We start from the raw sequence: 18,051 nt of genomic DNA on the forward strand, positions 1-18,051 counted from the left end.
GGTGCACCGTGGCTCATCACAAGAGCCTGGCGAATCTTATCACCTGCCGCGCACACGGCATGTTCCCTCCCCCCTTGCGGGGGAGGGTTAGGGAGAGGGGTACCACACAGGGATTCTCTCGATCACAAATCGCCGCGTCCTCGTCGGCGCGTCAGCGGGCCTGCCGCTTTGATTGAAGCGCGCCAGCCCAGCCACACGTTTGCCAAACGCTTGACGTAGATCAACCCGCCTTGGTGCGGATTGAGCCGACCTCGTTGGGGGCCAACGACAAGGTGTCGAGCATGCGCGTCACCGGTAGACTATTGTTCGCTCTGACCGTCGCCCTCGCATCGCTCGGCGCGATGTCGCAGCAACAGCACTCGGAGCAACAGCCGAGCGACAAGGAGATCCGCATCGGCAATGTCATGCCGTATTCGGGGCCGCTCTCGGAATTCGGCGCGATCGGCCAAGCGGAAGCCGCCTATTTCGACATGGTCAATGCGCGCGGCGGCATCAACGGGCGCAAGATCCGCTTCATCACGCGCGACGACAATTCCGATCCGGCGACCGCGCTGGAGCTGACCCGCAACCTAGTCGAGAAGGACGACGTGCATGTGATGTTCGGCTCGTTTGGCACGCCCGGCAATCTCGCCACGCGCTGGTACCTGAACGACAAGAAGATCCCACAGCTGTTCGTCGCCTCCGGCGACGAGGAGCTGAGCCAGGCCAGGGCGTTTCCCTGGACCATGGGCTGGCAGCCGTCATTCCGGTCGGAAGGGCGCATCTACGCCAACTACATCCAGGCCTATTACCCCAGGAAGAAGATCGTCGTGCTCTGGCAGAACGACCAGTTCGGGCGCCAGCTCTACAAGGGCATCCAGGAAGGCCTTGGCGATCTGAACCGCCACGTCCTCGTCGACATCGCTTTCGACATCAACGACGAGCATCTCGAAGGACACGTCTCGATCCTGAAGCGGGCGGGCGCCGACATCTTCGTCTTTCTCGGCGTGCCCTCGACCGCGTCCAAGGTGATCAAGCTCGCGGCGTCGCTGAAATGGCGGCCGGTCTTCATCGTGAACGATGCCTCGGCCACGATCGCCAATGCAATGGCGCCGGCGGGCCTGGAGAACTCGGCCGGCGTGATCTCGGCCGCCTTCCTGAAGGATCCGAGCGACCCCGCCTGGAAAGACGATGCCGCCATGAAGGAATGGTTCACCTTCATGGACAGGTACCATCAGGTCGAAAGCACCAACAACAGCGCGGCGGTCTACGGCTACGCCGCGGCCGAGGCGCTGACCCAGGTGCTGAAGCAATGCGGCGACGATGTCTCGCGCGAGAACATCATGCGCCAGGCGGCCTCGCTCAGGGACTATCAGCCTTCGGTCGCCTTGCCCAATATCAGGATGAACACGTCGCCCGACCGCTATCTGCCGATCAAGCAGATGCGGCTGGTGCAGTTCGACGGGCGGTCGTGGCAGCCGTTCGGGGACGTGATCGAGACAGCGTTCACGGAAGGCGCGGCAAGGTGAGGTGGCGAGGGTAGCGCACCTGCCTGTGCCGATTACTGACACCTTTTCTTGGCCACCCTCTCCAACAGGGGGAGATGGCGCAGCGTGCTCGCCGCACTATCTCGTAAATATCAGAATGGCTCGGTCCCCAGCCCCGGCACATCGGCCGGCCGCGGCCCGGGCGCGGCCCAATGAAAGCGGCGGTCCTTCTCGGCGATCGCGATGTCGTTGATCGAAGCCTCGCGGCGTTTCATCAGGCCGTGCTCGTCGAACTCCCACTGCTCGTTGCCGTAGGAGCGATACCACTGGCCGTTTCCATCGTGCCATTCGTACTGGAAGCGCACGGCGATGCGGTTCTGGTCGAAGGCCCAGAGGTCCTTGATCAGGCGGTAGTCCTGCTCCTTCTCCCATTTGCGGGTGAGGAAGGCGACGATGGCCTCGCGGCCCTGGAACACCTCGGAGCGATTACGCCAGCGGCTGTCCTCGGTATAGGCGAGCGAGACCCGCACCGGATCGCGGGAATTCCAGGCGTCCTCGGCCATGCGGGCCTTCTGCGCGGCGGTCTCTCGGGTAAAGGGCGGTAGCGGCGGGCGCGACATGATGGCCTCATCGGTTGCTCGGGGCCGCAAATCTATCGCTGCAATTGGCGGAGTCGATAGGCCATCAGCCATCAGCCGATCACTTATCGGGCGATCAGGAAATCAAATCGGCCTTCATCAAGGTGCGGATCGATTTCGGGATCGGCTGGGCGCGGCCGCCGCTGATGAAGGCGACCCGCACCTCGGCCTTGACCAGCACATCATCAGCCCGGCGCACCTCCTGCGCCAGCATGATCGAGGCGCCCTTCACGGCGATCGGCCAGGTCACGACGTCGAGCACGTCATCCATCCGTGCGGGCTTGAGGAAATCGAGATGCATCGAGCGCACGACGAAGGCAAAGCCTGCGCCTTCGGTCTCGACCTGCTCGAACAGCGCCTGCTGCTCGGCCCCCATCAGCCTGAGATGATTGGTCCGGCCGCGTTCCATGTAGCGCAGATAATTGGCGTGATAGACGATGCCGGAAAAATCCGTGTCCTCGTAGTAGACCCGGACCTGCATGTGGTGGCGGCCGTCGCGGATCTCGCCGTCGAGATGGGCAGTCACGTCGCGAGCCTCTTCGCTAGTCGCTGTCGGTCCGTTTTGCGCAAAAACCGCGGCCCGCGCAAGCATGTCAGGACACAACCGGTCCGCCCCGCCCCAGCGTCACCTCGACGATCTCGGGCGGCACGCCGAAGCGGACAGGCATGAGGCTGCAACCGAGGCCGCCGGAGATGATGACGTCGCATTTCAGCCTGACGTGACCATAGGCAAGCCGCAGGCCATGCTGCTTCGGAACGGCCGGCGACCAGCCGAGCAGGCGGACCTGGCCGCCATGGGTGTGGCCGGACAATTGCAGCGCGACGCGCCCTGGCACGCGCGGCGCGATGTAAGGCTCATGGGCGAGCAGGATCACGGGCGCATCGTCCGTGACCTTGGCGAGCGTCGCGGTGAGATCGTCGGCACCGACGCGCCCCGTGCTGCGGAAGCGCCGCGCCGGCAGGAAGGCGAGCTGATCGCCGAGCCCGGCGAGCCAGAACGGGCGGCCGTCCTTGCTGAGGCGCACGGCGTCATTCTCGTAGACCGGAATGCCGGCCGCCTCCAACGCGCGATGGGCGACCGTCGGCCCATGCCCCGCCTGCTGCACGATCCTGTCGACCCAATAATCGTGATTGCCCATGACGGCATGGACGCCGAGCGGCGCCTTCAGACCCGCCAGCACCCCCGCCCATTCGCTCGACGGAATGATGCGCGTGACCTGGTGAACACCGGCGACATAATCGCCGAGCAGCACGATGAGGTCGGCGTTGAGCGCATTGGTGCGATCGACGATGCCTTCGATCCGCTCCAGCGACATCCAGGGATCGCAGGCATGGATGTCGGCGATGACGGCGATCTTGAGCGGAAAATCCGCCGGCCATTGCCGCGGCATCGGATGATAGCGGGTGACGCGGAGCCGCAGGGGCTCGATCCCGACGCCGTAGGCAGCGGTCGAAACACCGAGGGCGGACAGGCCGCCGATGGAACGGATGAGATGCCGGCGCGTGATCATGGACGCTCGATGGTGATGCTCCTTCGTGATGCGACCCGATTGGAGCGGAATTGGGGTGCGCTCGTGCAGGCCGTCTGCATCTGCGTGCAGAAGTCTGCACAAACCTTACCAGCGGCTTTCACCGATTAGCGCATCCAGCCGCGTCTTCAGTTCGTCGGACGCCCGGTAATACCATACACCGCCGAGCAGATCACGAAAACGTTCGTTGCTCCGCGCCTCGTGCTCGATGCGGTCGATCGTGCCGGCGCTGATCACGTCCTCGAGAGGCCCGGCGGCCAGCAGCGCCAACAGCACCGGATTGGACTCGATCTTCAGGATCCCCAGGATCAGGTCGATCATTCGATCGGGATCGTCCTCGCGCAGGTCGCGCTCGAAATCCATGATCGTGAACAGATTGTCGTCCTGGTCGCGCTCTGACCTGGAATATTGCTCGACCCAGGCGCGCGCGAGTTCGGAAACCGACATGCTGGCGCAATCGAGCGGTTCGCGGGGCGTGCGATGCGCCAGATGGTCGGCCTGCCAGGCCTCGCTGTCGGCGATGCGCGCGATGCGAGGCATCAGCGGGCCGTCGGGACCGGCATGCACGCCGCCAAGCAGCCAGCGCAGGCGGTCATTGTGCGCGGCTTCGCGCTCGATCCGTGCGATCACGTCCGGGCCGTGCGCATAGAGCAGCGCCAGCAGGAACTTGTCGTTGAGTTGCATCACCGTCGGCTTGTCGGCCTCCGTCTTCAGTACCTCCAGCACGAGATCGAGCGCAGCCTGTGGCAGGCGATGCGGCAGATGGTCGAAATAGAGCTTGATGGCCCAGATGCTGCCGATCTGGTCGCGCCGGCTGACGCGCTGAAGCGCGCACCACATCGACGCCAGCTCACTGATCGGCAGGGAATCGAGGAATGCTTCGGTCTCGTCGGGCGTGCGCAGCTCAGGTGCCGCCGCGACGGTCTCGAGCAATCCGCTATTGTCCGCTGGCGCCATTCCTTCCCACTCCGATCCATCAGCGGCGATCCCGTTCGCCGCGCGTTCGGATTAGTGATCGGATGGAACTGGCGGGTTCACCGGCTGCGGCGATCAGTCGTCGCTCTCGTCGGTCCCGAACAGGCCGAACTGCGCCGCATCGCGATTGGGCTCGGCGAGGCCGAGATGGCGGAAGGCGTGCGAGGTGAGCAGGCGGCCGCGCGGGGTGCGCTGGAGATAGCCGCACTGGATCAGATAGGGCTCGATGATGTCCTCGATCGCATCGCGCGGCTCGGACAGCGCGGCGGCCATGGTCTCGACGCCGACAGGCCCGCCCCCATAATTGAGCGCGATGGTCGACAGATAGCGGCGGTCCATGGCGTCCAGGCCCGCGGCGTCGACCTCGAGCGCGCTCAATGCATGATCGGCGATCTTGCGATCGATCGTGTCGGCGTTCGCCGCCGAGGCAAAATCGCGGACACGGCGGAGCAGGCGCCCGGCGATGCGCGGCGTGCCGCGGGCGCGGCGCGCGATCTCGTTGGCGCCATCAGCGCTCATGCCGACATTGAGCACGCGCGCGCCACGGCTGACGATGCTCTCGAGCTCCTCGATCGTGTAGAAATTCAGCCGGACCGGAATGCCGAAGCGATCGCGCAAGGGATTGGTGAGGAGCCCTGCGCGCGTGGTGGCGCCGACGAGGGTGAATTTCGACAGCTCGATCTTCACCGAGCGCGCCGCCGGGCCCTCGCCGATGATGAGGTCGAGCTGGAAATCCTCCATCGCGGGATAGAGCACCTCTTCGACCGCCGGGCTGAGGCGATGGATCTCGTCGATGAAGAGCACGTCGCGCTCTTCGAGATTGGTGAGCAGCGCCGCGAGATCGCCGGCCTTGGCGATCACCGGGCCCGAGGTGGCGCGAAAGCCGACGCCGAGCTCTTTCGCCACGATCTGCGCCAGAGTGGTCTTGCCGAGGCCGGGGGGACCGACGAACAGCACGTGATCCAGCGCCTCGCCGCGCTTGCGCGCCGCCTCGATGAAAATGGAGAGGTTCTTGCGCGCCTGCTGCTGACCGACGAAATCGGACAGCGATTGCGGACGCAGCGCGGTGTCTCCGACATCGTCGCTGCGGCGTTCGGGCGAAACCATGCGGGAGGGAGTAGTCATTTGCCCTTACTGCTCTCCTGCTCTCGCGGCGGGCGCAAAAGCGAACTTGGTTGCCACAAATCTCGCGCAAAGCAATTCGGCGGGGGTCACGACGAGCATCCAATACAGCAGCGTGCGAAAGTCTTCTCTCTGCAACGTCTTGTCGCGGTCAGATATATTTCGATAAGTGACGATTGACCCGCAGAGTGGAATGACAACCAAAAGCACAAACCAAACTGGAATGCGCTTGAAGAACGAAAAATATAGGCTGGCGAGAACCGAGACAAAGGCTTGGGCTGGCAGGATGTACGCGCAGGATAGAACAAACGAACCGAACAGGCCTATTGGTAGAAAACCCTCAAGCGATTCAGGAGGATTTTGAGCGAATAGGAAGATGCGTTCGGTCGCCCAGAATAGCAACCACGAAAGAAATGTACCTCCCACCAGGAAGGTTGCGAAGACGTACGGAGTTCGCATGCTCACTTCGCCAGTTCCTTCAGGCCGAGGCGGATGAGCTGCGCCGTCCCGGCGTTCTCACCCGCACTGCGCGAGGCCGATGCGATCGCTGCAGCCGCCTGCGGCTGGCCGTAGCCGAGATTGACCAGCGCGGAGATCGCATCGGCCACCGGGCGCGGCGCGCGCTGGTCGTCGACGGCGCCGGCGAGATGCACGACGGCGGGATCGACGCTCGCGAAGGCCGGCGCCTTGTCCTTCAATTCGGTGACGATACGCTCGGCGACCTTGGGGCCGACCCCGGGGGTGCGCGCCACCGCCGCCTTGTCGCGCAGCGCGATGGCGTTGGCGAGATCGGACGGCTGTAGGGTGCCGAGCACCGCGAGCGCGACCTTGGCGCCGACGCCCTGCACGGTCTGGAGCAGGCGAAACCATTCGCGCTCCTGGTCGGTGCGGAAGCCGAACAGCTTTATTTGATCCTCGCGGACATAGGTCTCGATCGACAGCACGGCGGCTTCGCCCGGCGCGGGCAGATGCTGCAGCGTGCGCGACGAGCAGTGCACCTGGTAGCCGACGCCGCCGACGTCGAGGATGACGAAATCCTCACCGTAGGAATCGATCAGGCCCTTGAGCTTGCCGATCATATCCCGACCACCTTCAGCCTGAGCGCTGCGCTCTGGCGGTGATGGGCGTGGGTGATGGCGATGGCGAGCGCGTCGGCCGCATCCGCGGACGGCGGCTCGGCTTTCGGCAGCAATATCTTCAGCATCATCGCGATCTGTTGCTTGTCGGCGTGGCCGGCGCCGACCACCGTCTTCTTGACCTGGTTCGGCGCGTATTCGGCGACACTGATGCCGAACATTGCGGGCGCCAGCATGGCGACGCCGCGGGCCTGGCCGAGCTTCAGCGTCGCAACGCCGTCCTTGTTCACAAAGGTCTGCTCGACCGCGGCTTCCATCGGCTGGTGGCTGGACAGGACGGAGGCGAGGCCTTCATGGATCGAGAGCAGCCGGCTCGACAGCGGCAGATCGTCCGGCGGTTCCACCGAGCCGCAGGCGATGTAGATCAGGCGATTGCCCTCGGCCTCGATCACGCCCCAGCCGGTGCGGCGCAGGCCGGGGTCGATGCCGATGATACGAACGGGGCCACGAATCGGAAGCGCAGTCATGGGCCAGTGATAGCCGCTGGCCGCGGCGGGGGAAACAGAAACAGAACGGAAGTAACAGGGGAAAGGGTGAGACGGGAGCTGCCCGCCGCGTACTCCGATGTCATACCCCGCGCAGGCGGGGTATCCAGTACGCCGCAACCTCGCCTTGTCCCTCCGGCGTCTCTGGAATACTGGATCGCCCGCCTTCGCGGGCGATGACAGCGAGTATGTGGGGCGAGCGTGCCCTACCCGCCCATCTTCGCAACAAGCGCGTCCGACACCTCGAAATTGGCGTAGACGTTCTGGACGTCGTCGTGCTCGTTGAGCAGGTCCATCAGCTTGAGCAGCTTCTCGCCGGTCTCGTCATCCACCGCGACCGTGTTCTGCGGCTTCCAGATCAGCGCGGCCTTGCGCGGCTCGCCGAACTTGGCTTCCAGCGCCTTGGCGACATCGCGATAGCCTTCGGTCGAGGCGTAGATCTCGTGGCCGCCTTCGCCGGAGATCACGTCGTCGGCACCGGCCTCGATCGCGGCATCCAGCACCGCGTCGTCGGAAGCGACGCTGCGGTCATATTCGATGATGCCGGTACGGTCGAACATGAACGAGACCGAGCCGGTTTCGCCGAGATTGCCGCCGGATTTGGTGAAGAAGGAGCGGATGTCGGAGGCGGCGCGGTTGCGGTTGTCGGTCAGCGCCTCGACAATGACGGCGACGCCGCCGGGGCCATAGCCCTCGTAGCGGATCTCGTCATAGTTCTCGCCGTCGCTGCCGAGCGCCTTCTTGATGGCGCGCTCGATATTGTCCTTCGGCATGTTCTCCTGACGCGCGGCGATCACGGCAGCGCGCAAGCGCGGATTCATGGCGGGGTCGGGCGTCCCCAGCTTGGCGGCGACGGTGATTTCCCGCGCCAGCTTGCCGAACAGTTTCGACTTCTGCGCATCCTGCCGCCCCTTGCGGTGCATGATGTTCTTGAATTGGGAATGTCCGGCCATGCGTGGTCTCTTGAGGAATAGTCAGCCAAAGGTGAGCGTGGGAAGCGCGGCCTTATAGGCCGCCAACCCACCGGAATCAAAGGGCCCTGAGACTTCAAGGTAGCACTGTAAAGATAGCGACCGTAATGGCCCGTGCCCAGATATCGGGCATTGTTAACCCTGATTTCATTCCGAGCTGCGAAAATAGTGTCCGCCCGCCCCCCGACAAGAGAGAGCTGATGGCGTTCGGACTGTTTCGGAAACGTCTGCCGGATATGGCTGCACCTGCGGTCGCCCCGCAGGCTGCGCAGCCGGCGGCCATTCCCGAGCCGGCGCTGGCCGATGAGGGCGATTCGGCCAGGGAGATCCTGGAACTGCTGGAACTCGAGCTCGGGGCCATGATTCGCCAGCTCGAACGCGCCGCCAATTCGGTGGCCGGCGGCGCCGAGGCGACCGCCGCGACGCTGGCCGCCATTCGCGACCGCACCGACGCCCTGACCGGCCGCACCAATGCCGCCCAGTCGACCGCCTCCACCTTCGCCGATGCCGCCGACAAGTTCACCCAGTCCGCGCAAGGCATCGGGGCGCAGGTCCGCGCGGCCGGCAAGCTCGCCGACGAGGCCAGTGCCGCCGCGCAAGAGGCCCGCGCCAATGTCGACCGCTTGCGCGAGTCCTCCGCCGCCATCGGCAACGTCGTCAACCTGATCGCGCAGATCGCGCGGCAGACGACGCTGCTCGCGCTCAACTCGACCATCGAGGCTGCGCGCGCGGGTGCCGCCGGCAAGGGATTTGCGGTGGTCGCCACCGAGGTGAAGGCGCTCGCGGTGCAGACGCAAGGCGCGACGGAAGAGATCACGAAGAAGATCGACGCGCTGCAGCGCGATGCCGCGGGCTCAGCCGATGCCGTGCACCGCATCTCGCAGGCGATCGAGGCGATCCGCCCGGTGTTCGAGACCGTCAACGGCGCGGTGGCCGAGCAGAACGCCACCACGAGCGAAGTCTCCGGCAACGCCGCCAGCGCCTCGGAGTTCATCATCTCGGTCGGCGAGAGCGCGGCCGAGATCGACGCCGCGACCAAGGCGGCCGAGACCCATGGCGAGAGCGTCGCCAGCGCCGGCAAGGCCGTCACCACCTTCGCCCAGAAGCTGAAATCGCGCTGCGCGGTGCTGCTGCGCCAGAGCGAGCATGACGACCGCCGCAAGACCGAGCGCCTGCCCTGCCATCTCAAGTTCGAGACCGCGCGCGGGGTGATGCCGGTCTATGAAATTTCGATGGACGGCGTGCTGATCGGCGGCCCGGATGCCGGACGGCTGGCCCCGCAGGCGATCATCGAGGGCACCCTCGAACAGGTCGGTGCCTGCCGCCTGCGCGTGGCGGAGCAAACCAAGGCCGGAGCTCGCGCGCAATTCGTCAGCCCCGATGCCGATCTCCGCGAGAAGGTCGAGGACAAGCTCTGGTCGATCCACGAGGAGAACACCGAGTTCGTCACCCGCGCCATGGAAGCGGGCAACGCGCTGACCGCGATCTTCGAGCAGGCCGTTGCGCGCGGCGAGATCAAGGTCGACGACCTCTTCGACACCGACTATGTGGAGATTGCCGGCAGCAATCCGCAGCAATACCGCACGCGCTATCTGGACTGGGCGGACCGCGCGCTGCCGCCGTTCCAGGAGGCCTTCCTCGCCAAGGACCCGCGCATGGCGTTCTGCGCCATGGTCGACCGCAACGGCTTTTTGCCGGTGCACAACAAGATCTATTCGCATCCGCAGCGGCCGGGCGACGTCGCCTGGAACACCGCCAACAGCCGCAACCGGCGCATCTTCAACGATCCAGCGGGGCTCGCCGCCGCGCACAACCAGCGCTCGTACCTGGTCCAGAGCTATGCCCGCGACATGGGCAACGGAAATACGGTGATGATGCGGGAGATCGACGTTCCGATCCGCGTCAAGGGCCGGCACTGGGGCGGATTCCGCACAGCTTATAAACTGTAAGGCCCGCTCTCGTGCACTCCTGGGCAAGACGCCCGGCGCGAATCATCCTCTAAGGTCAAAACTGGAATGGGAATGCCGCCGAGAGCCGATCACCGGCTCTGACCGGAGAAAGCGCGTACATGTCCCTTGCACAACTTGCAGTACTGGATACCGGCTCCAACCGGACGCTCGCCGAACGCCTGATCGACCAGCTCGCCGACCGCATCGGCGGCCTCGGCGTCGAGCTCGCCGACATCGCCGGCAACGTCCAGGAAGTCGCGAACCGCGTCGCCAACCAGTCGGAACGGTTTCATCATCTCCAGAAGACGGCGGAGACGATGGTCTCAGCCAACCACGACATCGCCAACGCATCGCAGGCGGTGCAGACGACGACGTCCGCCGCGGTCGGCGAGATCGCGCAGTCGCGCAGCGCCGTCGATACCGCCGTCAGCCACATCTCGGAGCTCGTCGCCGCCGTGGAACGCATCGAGGCGCGCCTCAGCGCCGTCGGCTCGGCGCTGGCGCAGGTGGCAAAGGTGTCCGGCTCGATCGAGGCGATCGCGAAGCAGACCAACCTGCTGGCGCTGAACGCAACCATCGAAGCCGCCCGCGCCGGCAATGCCGGACGCGGCTTTGCCGTGGTCGCAAGCGAGGTCAAGAATCTTGCGGAGGCCACCCGCCAGGCCACGCACCAGATCTCCGATACCGTGCGCGATCTCGACGGCCAGATCGAAGGCCTGATCGGCGAAAGCAGCGATGCCTCGCAGCGCGCCAAGACCGCGGGCGAAGGTGCCCAGCAGATTTCCGGCATCATCTCGCGGGTCCAGCAGGGCTTTGCCTCGGTGGAAGCGGAGATCGACAGCGTCGCGCGCGCGGCGACCTCGAATCTCGGCCATTGCGACACCGTCATCAGCGAGCTCAACGAGCTCGCCAAGGGCGTCGACCTCTCCTCGCGCGACCTCAGGAATGCCGACCAGCGGGTGGCGAAGCTGCTCGACACCTCCGAAAGCCTGATCGCGCTGATCGCCGACAGCGGCGTCGAGACGTCGGACGCGCCGCTGATCCGCGTCGTGGTCGAGACCGCCAGGCAGATCTCGGCCGAGTTCGAGGCCGCGATCGAGCGCGGCGAGATCACGCTCGACCAGCTCATGGACGAGAACTATCGCGAGATCCCCGGCACCGATCCGAAGCAGTACAACACCGCCTATGTCGAGTTCACCGATCGCGTGCTGCCCGCGATCCAGGACCCGATCCAGAAGTCCGATCCCCGCATCGTGTTCTGCGTCGCCTGGGCCAAGGGCGGTTATCTGCCCACCCACAATCCGAACTACCGGCTCCCCCAGGGCAAGGACCCGGTCTGGAATAACGCCAACTGCCGCAACCGCCGCCTGTTCACCGATCGCGCGGTGAAGAAGGTCGCGGCCAACACAAAACCGTTCCTGCTCCAGACCTATCGCCGCGACATGGGCGGCGGGCAGTTCGTGCTGATGAAGGACTTGTCCTCGCCGATCATGATCCGCGGCCGGCACTGGGGCGCCTTCCGGATGGGTTTTCGCCAGGGCTGACGGCCGCCGCGGCGACGTTTCGCGAGCCCTGAAAGTAAAAGCGCGAAAACAACCCCATGCACAGTAGGCGGTGTGTGTGGAATCAATAGCTTACGCCGACAGGCCGCGGCGCGCTTTGACTCGTCGGGCAAAAGAGGGGCATAATGCTATTATTCCGAAATCGCATATTTGAGCTTGGCAGGGCCTGAGCGCGCCTCGTCCTTCGAGACGACCGCTTCGCGGTCTCCTCAGGATGAGGCTAAGCCGCATTGGTGCTCGTCAAAACTACGGCCGCACGCTTGGTCCTCATCCTGAGGGCCCGCCAACGGCGGGCGTCTCGAAGGATGGCCGCAAGCAAGGACGTGCCGTCGCCCGACTTTCCCAATCGCACGAATTTCGTCATCGCATGGTTTTGCGCATTCGCACGATCCTCTGCGGCGACCATCGACGCGCGGGACGAAAATGTGTCAAAACATGACGATTATCATATCAATTAGCCCGAACTCCTGCAGCAATGGCCGCACAAATTCGTGAATGTCATGGCCCGGCGCCTCGCTCGCGCAAATATGCATTGCGAGAAATAACGATGCTTCATCGTTTCGCGCCGTTATGATTAGGGTCGCGCGCAAGTTCGTCGACCTGATCGCCGCAAGCGATCGTCGAGCAAGGGGATGCATATGGCAACAACTCTCACCATCAACGGCGAAACGAAATCGTTCGACGCGCCACCTGACATGCCCTTGCTGTGGGTGCTGCGCGACATCCTCGGCATGACCGGCACCAAGTTCGGCTGCGGGATCGCGCAATGCGGCGCCTGCACGGTGCATGTCGACGGCAAGGCGGTGCGCTCCTGCGTGTTGCCGGTCAGCGCGGTCGCGAATCGCGCCATCACCACCATCGAACATGTCGGCAGTACACCCGCGGGCGCCAAGGTGCAGAAGGCCTGGCTGGATGCCGAAGTGGTCCAGTGCGGCTATTGCCAGTCCGGCCAGATCATGGCCGCCGCCGCACTGCTGGCGGCAACGCCCAACCCCGACGATTCCGACATCGACGCCGCGATGGCCGGCAACATCTGCCGCTGTGGCACTTATGTCCGCATCCGCGAGGCCATCAAGCACGCCGCCAACGGCCGGCAGTCGTGAGGTCCGCCATGAATGCACACAACAGCGTTTCCCGCCGCGCGCTTCTGACCGGGGGTCTCGCCGGCGGCTTCCTGCTCGCCTTCCACCTGCCGCTGCGCGCCGCCGCCAACGAGCCGGTGCAACGCGATGTGACCGACGGCAAATTCGCGCCCAACGCCTTCATCCGCATCGACGGGACCGGGCGCACCGTGCTGATGATGCCGCAGGTCGAGATGGGCCAGGGCACCTACACCTCGATCTCGGCCGTGATCGCCGAAGAGCTGGATGCCGACTGGAGCAAGGTCGAGGTCCAGCACGCACCGCCCAACGACAAGCTCTACGGCAACCCGACCTTCGGCCTGCAAGTCACCGGCAACTCCAACTCGATCCGCGCCTGGTGGCTGCCGCTGCGCAAGGCCGGTGCCACCGCGCGCGCGATGCTGGTGCAGGCGGCGGCCAGCCAATGGGGCGTCGAGCCGGCAAGCTGCACCGCGTCGAAGGGCGTGGTCACGCATGCCGCAAGCGGCCGCACGCTCGGCTATGGCGAACTGGCGCTTGCCGCGCAGGGCCAGACGCCGCCCAAGGACGTCGCCGTCAAGGACCCCAAAGATTTTGTCCTCATCGGCCAGCCGTTGAAGCGGCTCGACACGCCAGACAAGGTCAACGGCAAGGCGCTCTACGGCATCGACGCGATCCTGCCGGGCATGAAGATCGCAGCGATCGCCAATTGCCCGGTCTTCGGTGGCAAGGTCGGCAAGGTCGACGACAGTGCCGCGACGAAAGTCGCCGGCGTGCGCAAGGTCGTCGTGCTCGACGACGCCGTCGCCGTGATCGGCGATCACATGTGGGCGGCAACGAAAGGTCTCGAAGCGCTCAAGATCGAGTGGAACGAGGGACCAAACGCTGAGATCACCACCAAGGATATCTGGGACGATCTGCGCAAGGCCAGCCAGAAGGACGGGGCGGTCGCAAAATCCGACGGCGACATCGCCAAGGCGCTGGCGAGCGGCGACAGGTTCGAGGCGGCCTTTGAGCTGCCGTTCCTGGCGCATGCCTCGATGGAGCCGATCAACGCCACCGTCCACGTCAGGCCGGATGCCTGCGAGATCTGGACCGGCACGCAGATCATGACGCGCGTGCAATCGGAGGCAGCGAAGGCGGCGGGCCTTCCCGTCGACAAGGTGATCGTCAACCAGCACCTGCTCGGCGGCGGCTTCGGCCGCAAGCTCGAGCCGGACATGGCCGTCGCGGCGGTGAAGATCGCCAAGCAGGTCGACTATCCCGTGAAGGTGGTGTGGACCCGCGAGGAGGACATCCAGCATGACGTCTACCGTCCGGTCTATCGCGACCAGATCACGGCATCGCTGGTGGACGGCAAGGTCGCGGGCTGGAAGTACAAGGTCGCCGGCTCCGCCGTGCTGGCGCGCTGGCTGCCGCCGGCGTTCCAGAAGGGCATCGACATCGACGCGATCGACGCCGCGGTGGATGCGCCCTACGACTTCGCCAACTTCCATGTCGAATATGTCCGCGCCGAGCCGCTGTCGGTGCCGACAGGCTTCTGGCGCGGCGTCGGCCCCAACAACAACGTGTTCGCGGTCGAATGCGCGATGGACGAGCTCGCGCGCAAGGCCGGCAAGGACCCGATCGAATTCCGCAAGTCCATGCTGACGAAGAACCCGCGCATGCTCGCGGTGCTCAATCAGGTCGCCGAGAAATCCGGCTGGGGCCAGCCACTGCCGCCGCGCGTCGGCCGCGGCGTCTGCGTGCAGCCGTCATTCGCAAGCTTCATCGCGACCGTGGTAGAGGCCGAGATCGACGACATCGGCGAGATCACGCTCCGCCGCGTCACCTCGGTGGTGGACACCGGCATCGCTGTGAACCCCGACACGGTGAAGGCGCAGATCGAGGGCGGATTGATCTTCGGCCTTACCGCCGCGCTCTATGGCGAGATCACCATCGACAAGGGCCGCGTGCAGCAGTCGAACTTCCACGACTACCGCATGATGCGCATCAACGAGACGCCGAAGATCGAGGTGGTCGTCGTCAAGAGCGGCGAGGCGCCCGGCGGCATCGGCGAGGCCGGCGTCAATGCCGGACCGCCGGCGCTGCGCAACGCGATTTACGCGGCAACCGGCGTGGCGCTGCGGCGCCTGCCGATCGATCGGAAACTGCTGGCTGCGGGGAAGAAGGCATGAGCAGGACAATGCGTATCCTCGGAAGCCTCGTCGTGATCGCCATCGTGGTGGCGGGACTTGCGGTCTGGATCATCCGCGGGCCCGGCCCGCTCGACTTCGCGGCCGGCCCGAAAGTGGCGCTGGCGGATTACCGCGCCGGCAAGCCGACGGGCGTGCCGGCCAAACTGGAGAAAGCCGGCATCGTCGAACGCGGCGAGTATATCGCCAAGGCCGCCGACTGCATGGTCTGCCACACCAAGCCGGGCGAGAAGGATTATTCCGGGGGGCTCGCCTTCAAGCTGCCGTTCGGCACGCTCTATTCCACCAACATCACGCCGGACAAGGACACCGGCATCGGCAATTACAGCGACCAGGATTTTCTGAACGCGGTCCAGCACGGCAAGCGTCGTGACGGCGCGCGGCTCTATCCGGCGATGCCCTACACGTCCTACACCTTCATGACCGACGAGGACGTGCTGGCGGTGAAGGCCTATCTGTTCAGCCTGCCGGCGGTGCGCGCCAAGGCGCCCGACAATACGCTGTCGTTCCCGTTCAACCAGCGCTGGGCGATGATCGTCTGGTCGGCCGTGTTCAATCCGGACACGCGATTTACGCCCGACACCTCGAAGAGCCCGGAATGGAATCGCGGCGCGTATCTCGCCGAAGCGCTGGCGCATTGCGGCGAATGCCACACGCCGCGCAATCTCGGCTTCGCGCTGGACAACCGCAAGAAGTTCGCCGGCGCCATCACCGCCGGCTGGCGCGCCTTCAACATCTCCTCCGACAAGGCGACCGGTCTCGGCAATTGGAGCGATAAGGATCTGATTGCCTATCTGTCGCTCGGCCATGCGCCGGGCCACGGCTCGGCCTCGGGTCCGATGGGCGAAGCGGTCGACCACAGCTTCAGCCAGTTCGCCCCCGAGGACATCAGCAGCATCATTGCATATTTGCGCAGCGTGCCGCCGCAGCCCTCACCCGACCTGCCGGCCACCACAGCACCCGTCGCTCCCGCCTCGCACCGCGAGGGCGTCACGGCGGACGCGCGCGGCAAGAAGGTGTTCGCCAGCGCCTGCGCCAGCTGCCATGGCTGGAGTGGTGAGAGTCCGGTCTCGCCGATGGCAACGCTCACCGGCACCTGGGCCGTCAACGACCCCGCCGCCACCAACGTCGCGCAGATCGTGATCTCAGGCACCAAGCGGCATACGCCTGACGGTGCACTGTCGATGCCGGCGTTCGGCAATGCCTATACCGACGACGAGATCGCGGCGGTGGCGAACTACGTCACGGCGCGGTTCGGTGCGAAGGGCTCGAAGCTGACGGCGAAGGACGTGGCGGAGCTGCGGGGGCAGACGGCGGAGTAGATCTCGCCGCGATTGACGCTGCACCCTCTCCCCTTGCGGGAGAGGGTGGCCTCGCGAAGCGAAGCCGGGTGAGGGGTTCTCTCCGCGAGTCCAACTCTCGTTTGAGCGCGCGGAGAGAACCCCTCATCCGGCGCATCGCGCCACCTTCTCCCGCAAGGGGAGAAGGTGCAGCGGAATTTGCCGCGCTAGCTAGCTCCACCAGAATCTCGGCGTCGCCGGCTCCAGCCTTCCGCCGACGCGCACCGGCGCAATCTTCAGCGCGAGGCCCGTGGCGTCGTCCGTTTCCACGGCGACGCCGCTGAGCGTCGCGACGCCCGCGGCCGGCTCGAAGCGGCCTGACGGAATTCCGGACGTGAACCGGCGTAGCGGCTCTTCCTTCTGCATGCCGATGATGGAATCGTAATCGCCGGTCATGCCGGCATCGGTCATGTAGGCGGTGCCGCCTGCGAGGATCTGGTGGTCGGCGGTCGGCACATGGGTGTGCGTGCCGACGACGAGGCTGGCGCGGCCGTCGCAGAAGAAGCCGATGCCCTGCTTCTCGCTGGTCGCCTCGCAATGGAAATCGACGACGATGGCATCGGCGGCAACGCCGAGCGGACAGGCCCCTAGCTCGCGCTCGAGCGCGGCAAAGGGATCGTCGAACGGCGTCATGAAGACGCGGCCCAGCGCGTTGACGACGAGGGCGTGCTTGCCGTTCTTGGTCTCGACCAGAGCGGCGCCGCGGCCGGGCGTGCCGCGCGGATAATTCGCGGGGCGCACCAGGCGGTCGGCGCGCTCGATGAACACCAGGGCCTCGCGCTGGTCCCAGGAGTGGTTGCCGAGCGTCACCGCGTCGGCGCCGGCATCGAGGAATTCCTGATAGATCGCTTCCGTGATGCCGAAGCCGCCGGCCGAATTCTCGCCGTTGACGACGACGAAATCGAGCGACCAGTCCTTGACCATGCCGGGCAGATATTCGGCGATGGCGTTACGCCCGCTACGGCCGACGACATCACCCACGAAGAGAATGCGCAACTTCAGAACTCCGGAAATCGAACACGTCCGTTTCCGTTAGCACATAATCCAGCGCCACGTCGTGGGATAGTGCCGGAACCGCCTCGATCTCCTGCGCTGCAAACGCAAGGCCGATGCCGACGATGTGCTTGGCTTTGCGCAAATGCGCGAAGGTGAAATCGTAATGCCCCGCGCCATAGCCGATGCGATGGCCGAGACGGTCGAAGGCGGCGAGCGGCGTCAGCATGATGTCGGGAACGACCTCGGCCGCTGCTGGCGACGGCTCGGGAATGCCGAGCGGGCCGAGCATCAGGCGGTCGTTCGGATGGAAGATGCGGAAGATCAGCGACTGGCCGCGCGCGGTGACGCAAGGCAGCGCCAACCTGGCGCCCTCCTCCGCGAGCTTCTTCAGCAGCGGCATCGGGTCCATCTCGCTGCGGATCGGCGAATAGCCGGAGACGATGCTGCCCGGCAGCAGCTCGAACGGCAGCCCGCGCTTGGCGAGCTTTGCGGCCGCAGCCGCGCGCTTCTTCTCGCTCAGCGCGTCGCGCTTGGCGAGGGCTTTGGCACGGAGCTCGGCTTTGGAGTTGGACATGCGCGCTTTCCCC

At 65.4% G+C, this 18,051-nt stretch carries 17 protein-coding genes; 6 read left to right on the forward strand and 11 right to left on the reverse strand.

Translation table 11 applies throughout. The annotated features are described in order from the left end of the window. The first annotated feature begins 281 nt into the window (after positions 1–281). On the forward strand, positions 282–1,508 hold the full coding sequence (locus A5906_RS09375; RefSeq protein WP_080135245.1) for an ABC transporter substrate-binding protein: 1,227 nt from the start codon (positions 282–284) through the stop codon (positions 1,506–1,508). Between the two features lie 110 nt (positions 1,509–1,618). Here the strand turns inward: A5906_RS09375 and A5906_RS09380 are convergent, their stop codons facing one another. From A5906_RS09380 to A5906_RS09420, 9 genes are all read right to left on the reverse strand, one after another. Then, positions 1,619–2,086, reverse strand: coding sequence for a nuclear transport factor 2 family protein (locus A5906_RS09380; protein WP_080134907.1), 468 nt, complete (start codon positions 2,084–2,086; stop codon positions 1,619–1,621). A gap of 94 nt (positions 2,087–2,180) precedes the next feature. Further along, positions 2,181–2,630 carry a tol-pal system-associated acyl-CoA thioesterase gene (gene ybgC, locus A5906_RS09385; RefSeq protein ID WP_136615084.1) on the reverse strand — a complete coding sequence of 150 codons (450 nt, stop codon included), beginning with the start codon at positions 2,628–2,630 and terminating at the stop codon, positions 2,181–2,183. Between the two features lie 67 nt (positions 2,631–2,697). Beyond that, positions 2,698–3,615, reverse strand: a complete 918-nt coding sequence (locus tag A5906_RS09390) for a metallophosphoesterase (protein ID WP_080134908.1) — start codon at positions 3,613–3,615, stop codon at positions 2,698–2,700. A gap of 105 nt (positions 3,616–3,720) precedes the next feature. After that, on the reverse strand, positions 3,721–4,590 hold the full coding sequence (locus A5906_RS09395; RefSeq protein ID WP_080134909.1) for a DUF6869 domain-containing protein: 870 nt from the start codon (positions 4,588–4,590) through the stop codon (positions 3,721–3,723). Positions 4,591–4,683: 93 nt separating this feature from the next. Continuing rightward, the gene (gene ruvB / locus A5906_RS09400) at positions 4,684–5,733 is read right to left on the reverse strand and encodes a Holliday junction branch migration DNA helicase RuvB (protein WP_080134910.1); all 1,050 of its coding nucleotides are present in this window, start codon (positions 5,731–5,733) and stop codon (positions 4,684–4,686) included. 6 nt (positions 5,734–5,739) lie between these two features. Next, a complete protein-coding gene (locus A5906_RS09405) occupies positions 5,740–6,189 on the reverse strand; it encodes a hypothetical protein (RefSeq protein ID WP_080134911.1) in 450 nt (149 codons plus the stop codon). 2 nt (positions 6,190–6,191) lie between these two features. Next, a complete protein-coding gene (gene ruvA, locus A5906_RS09410; protein WP_080134912.1) occupies positions 6,192–6,809 on the reverse strand; it encodes a Holliday junction branch migration protein RuvA in 618 nt (205 codons plus the stop codon). Continuing rightward, positions 6,806–7,333 (reverse strand): crossover junction endodeoxyribonuclease RuvC, encoded by a 528-nt coding sequence (gene ruvC, locus A5906_RS09415; RefSeq protein ID WP_080134913.1) that lies wholly within the window; start codon positions 7,331–7,333, stop codon positions 6,806–6,808. The genes ruvA and ruvC overlap by 4 nt, the downstream gene beginning before the upstream one ends. Positions 7,334–7,557: 224 nt before the next feature. Beyond that, positions 7,558–8,304: a YebC/PmpR family DNA-binding transcriptional regulator gene (locus A5906_RS09420; RefSeq protein WP_080134914.1), complete on the reverse strand. Its 747-nt coding sequence runs from the start codon at positions 8,302–8,304 to the stop codon at positions 7,558–7,560. Positions 8,305–8,522: 218 nt separating this feature from the next. Between A5906_RS09420 and A5906_RS09425 the strand changes: the two genes are divergently transcribed. The 5 genes from A5906_RS09425 (at position 8,523) to A5906_RS09455 (ending at position 16,450) form a co-directional block, all read left to right on the forward strand. Next, positions 8,523–10,271, forward strand: a complete 1,749-nt coding sequence (locus A5906_RS09425; RefSeq protein ID WP_080134915.1) for a methyl-accepting chemotaxis protein — start codon at positions 8,523–8,525, stop codon at positions 10,269–10,271. 119 nt (positions 10,272–10,390) lie between these two features. Further along, positions 10,391–11,815, forward strand: a complete 1,425-nt coding sequence (locus A5906_RS09430) for a methyl-accepting chemotaxis protein (protein WP_080134916.1) — start codon at positions 10,391–10,393, stop codon at positions 11,813–11,815. A gap of 656 nt (positions 11,816–12,471) precedes the next feature. Next, the gene (locus tag A5906_RS09445) at positions 12,472–12,936 is read left to right on the forward strand and encodes a (2Fe-2S)-binding protein (RefSeq protein WP_186465153.1); all 465 of its coding nucleotides are present in this window, start codon (positions 12,472–12,474) and stop codon (positions 12,934–12,936) included. Positions 12,937–12,944: 8 nt separating this feature from the next. Further along, a complete protein-coding gene (locus A5906_RS09450; RefSeq protein WP_080134920.1) occupies positions 12,945–15,110 on the forward strand; it encodes a xanthine dehydrogenase family protein molybdopterin-binding subunit in 2,166 nt (721 codons plus the stop codon). Further along, entirely contained in the window at positions 15,107–16,450 is a 1,344-nt protein-coding gene (locus A5906_RS09455; RefSeq protein ID WP_080134921.1) for a c-type cytochrome, read from the forward strand. Before A5906_RS09450 ends, A5906_RS09455 begins: the two co-directional genes overlap by 4 nt. Positions 16,451–16,639: 189 nt before the next feature. On the opposite strand, the gene A5906_RS09465 is transcribed toward A5906_RS09455, so the two are convergent. Continuing rightward, a complete protein-coding gene (locus A5906_RS09465; RefSeq protein WP_080134923.1) occupies positions 16,640–17,464 on the reverse strand; it encodes a TIGR00282 family metallophosphoesterase in 825 nt (274 codons plus the stop codon). After that, entirely contained in the window at positions 17,442–18,038 is a 597-nt protein-coding gene (locus A5906_RS09470; protein WP_080134924.1) for a 5-formyltetrahydrofolate cyclo-ligase, read from the reverse strand. Before A5906_RS09470 ends, A5906_RS09465 begins: the two co-directional genes overlap by 23 nt. Positions 18,039–18,051: the final 13 nt, after the last annotated feature.

Origin of the sequence: Bradyrhizobium sacchari (assembly GCF_002068095.1) — a bacterium.
GTDB lineage: Bacteria > Pseudomonadota > Alphaproteobacteria > Rhizobiales > Xanthobacteraceae > Bradyrhizobium > Bradyrhizobium sacchari.

Coding starts and splice junctions, on each gene's coding strand:
- A5906_RS09375 (WP_080135245.1), top strand. CDS start 282: ATGCGCGTCACCGGTAGACTATTGTTCGCTCTGACCGTCGCCCTCGCA.
- A5906_RS09380 (WP_080134907.1), bottom strand. CDS start 2,086: ATGTCGCGCCCGCCGCTACCGCCCTTTACCCGAGAGACCGCCGCGCAG.
- A5906_RS09390 (WP_080134908.1), bottom strand. CDS start 3,615: ATGATCACGCGCCGGCATCTCATCCGTTCCATCGGCGGCCTGTCCGCC.
- A5906_RS09395 (WP_080134909.1), bottom strand. CDS start 4,590: ATGGCGCCAGCGGACAATAGCGGATTGCTCGAGACCGTCGCGGCGGCA.
- ruvB (WP_080134910.1), bottom strand. CDS start 5,733: ATGACTACTCCCTCCCGCATGGTTTCGCCCGAACGCCGCAGCGACGAT.
- A5906_RS09405 (WP_080134911.1), bottom strand. CDS start 6,189: ATGCGAACTCCGTACGTCTTCGCAACCTTCCTGGTGGGAGGTACATTT.
- ruvA (WP_080134912.1), bottom strand. CDS start 6,809: ATGATCGGCAAGCTCAAGGGCCTGATCGATTCCTACGGTGAGGATTTC.
- ruvC (WP_080134913.1), bottom strand. CDS start 7,333: ATGACTGCGCTTCCGATTCGTGGCCCCGTTCGTATCATCGGCATCGAC.
- A5906_RS09420 (WP_080134914.1), bottom strand. CDS start 8,304: ATGGCCGGACATTCCCAATTCAAGAACATCATGCACCGCAAGGGGCGG.
- A5906_RS09425 (WP_080134915.1), top strand. CDS start 8,523: ATGGCGTTCGGACTGTTTCGGAAACGTCTGCCGGATATGGCTGCACCT.
- A5906_RS09430 (WP_080134916.1), top strand. CDS start 10,391: ATGTCCCTTGCACAACTTGCAGTACTGGATACCGGCTCCAACCGGACG.
- A5906_RS09445 (WP_186465153.1), top strand. CDS start 12,472: ATGGCAACAACTCTCACCATCAACGGCGAAACGAAATCGTTCGACGCG.
- A5906_RS09450 (WP_080134920.1), top strand. CDS start 12,945: ATGAATGCACACAACAGCGTTTCCCGCCGCGCGCTTCTGACCGGGGGT.
- A5906_RS09455 (WP_080134921.1), top strand. CDS start 15,107: ATGAGCAGGACAATGCGTATCCTCGGAAGCCTCGTCGTGATCGCCATC.
- A5906_RS09470 (WP_080134924.1), bottom strand. CDS start 18,038: ATGTCCAACTCCAAAGCCGAGCTCCGTGCCAAAGCCCTCGCCAAGCGC.